Here is a 1,561-nt window from a genome sequence, read left to right as displayed (position 1 = left end):
TGGCGAGGCACTCGATGCCTACGGTCATATCGGCCAAGCGTCCTGCGGCGTTGATGCGCGGCCCCAGCGCAAAGCCCAGATCGGCGCTGTTCACCCGTGCCGCCTCGCGCCCCGCCACCTGCAGCAGCGCGGCAACGCCCGGCTGGATCCGCCCGTCGCGGATGCGCTTGAGCCCCTGCGCCACCAGCAGCCGGTTGTTGGCATCGAGCCGCACCACGTCGGCCACGGTACCCAGCGCCACGAGATCGAGCAAGGCGTCGAGGCGCGGTTGAGTCGTGGCGCCGAACACCCCGCGCTGGCGCAGTTCAGACCGCAGCGCCAGCAGCACATAAAACATCACCCCGACCCCGGCAATCGACTTGCTCGGAAACGCGCAGCCCGGCTGATTCGGGTTGACGATGACCTCGGCCTCGGGCAGCGTGTCGCCAGGCAGGTGATGGTCGGTGACGAGCACACGAATGCCCTGCTCGCGCGCCCGCGCCACCCCCTCCACACTGGCGATGCCGTTGTCCACGGTAATGATCCAGTCGGGCTTGCCATCGGCGTGCTGCAAGGCCAGCTCCACCACCGCCGGCGACAGGCCATAGCCCGTGGTGAAACGGTTGGGCACGAGGTAGGAGACTGCAGCCCCCATCGCCCGCAGGCCGCGCAGCCCCACGGCGCAGGCGGTGGCGCCGTCGCAGTCGTAATCGGCGACGATGAGCAGGCGCTCGCCGCGCGCAATGGCATCGGCCAGCACGCGTGCGGCGTCCTCCGCGCCCTTGAGCTGTTTGGGCGGCAGCAGATGCGGCAAGGCCAGCTCCAGCTCGTCCGCCTCTTTGACCCCGCGCGCGGCGAACAACTGCGCCAGCAAAGGGTGCGTGCCGGCCTCTTGCAGCCGGTGCTGAGCGCGGGGATCGGGTTGGCGCAGAACGAATTGCATGGGTTCGTGTCGAGAGTCAAAACACTATTTGAACCGATGCCGCAGCGGCCCTGCGCCGCTCCTACACTGCGCAGTCCATGTCGCGCCCCAAACTCGTCTCTGCCCTGCTGCCCACGGTGCTGCCGTGGATGACCACGCCGCCCCTTCGGCCGCTGCTCAACTGGGGGCTGCGGCGCAGCCTGCGCGCCCCGCGTCTGGCACACACCCGCAGCCCGGCAGACCTCGGCCTGGCCTATGCCAGCGTGCGCATACCCACCGCCAACGGCAAAACCCTGCACGCCTGGCACCTACCCGCGCCGCAAGCCGTGGCACAAGCCACCCCACAACCGTCAGCCGCCCTCGTCATCGTGCATGGCTGGGGCAGCAATGCCGACCTCATGCTGCCGCTGGCTCCGGCGCTACATGCCGCGGGGCTTGCGCTGCTGTTCATCGACACCCGCTGCCACGGCGCCAGCGATGACGAACCCTTCACCTCGCTGCCGCGCTTCGCCGAAGACACGGTGCACGCGGTGGACTGGCTGGCCGCCCGGCCCGACATCGACCCTAGTGTAGTGTTCCATTCTGTTTGGAACTTAAGCGACTATTCGCGCGAATGACCTTCTGCAGGATGTCGCGAGCGCTCTTGGTCCAGATGAACGG

2 protein-coding genes are annotated in these 1,561 nt (G+C 68.4%); one reads left to right on the top strand and one right to left on the bottom strand.

The features are described from left to right. Positions 1 to 922 (bottom strand): single-stranded-DNA-specific exonuclease RecJ (locus AC2VLV_RS12265; RefSeq protein WP_486990258.1); only part of this gene is annotated, 922 nt, incomplete at its 3' end. A gap of 77 nt (positions 923 to 999) precedes the next feature. Between AC2VLV_RS12265 and AC2VLV_RS12260 the strand changes: the two genes are divergently transcribed. After that, a complete protein-coding gene (locus AC2VLV_RS12260) occupies positions 1,000 to 1,518 on the top strand; it encodes a serine aminopeptidase domain-containing protein (protein ID WP_486990257.1) in 519 nt (172 codons plus the stop codon). The last annotated feature ends 43 nt before the right edge of the window (positions 1,519 to 1,561 follow it).

The organism is Thiomonas sp. TH-17, assembly GCF_057473305.1.
This window is presented reverse-complemented; position numbering and strand designations above follow the sequence as displayed.